This is a genomic window from Microvirga pakistanensis (assembly GCF_004458765.1).
GTDB classification, from domain to species: Bacteria; Pseudomonadota; Alphaproteobacteria; order Rhizobiales; family Beijerinckiaceae; genus Microvirga; species Microvirga pakistanensis.
In genome coordinates, this window is the sequence record NZ_SPJX01000529.1 from 1 (window position 1) to 223 (window position 223).

Genomic DNA, 223 nt, shown 5'->3' on the forward strand with positions numbered 1-223 from the left:
ATCACGCTTTCCTCGCAATTGTGCTTGTGAAGAGGGATTGCTGCTCCCGGCTCGAAGGACGTGATGCCATTCAGGAGACTCGTCGAGCCAACCTTCCGGCTGACGAGCGGAATGGTTTTCGCACCGCCTCCACGATCGGCGGCCTTGATCTCGGATGGGCGCAGAACGGCGCCGGAAGAGGGTTTCGTGTCGCTCATCATTGCTCTCCGCCTTGTCCGCTTAC

General features: G+C 59.6%; 1 pseudogene. It reads right to left on the reverse strand.

The features are described from left to right. Positions 1 to 197: pseudogene (locus E4K09_RS23680) on the reverse strand (cupin domain-containing protein); the annotation flags it as partial. Positions 198 to 223 lie beyond the last annotated feature (26 nt).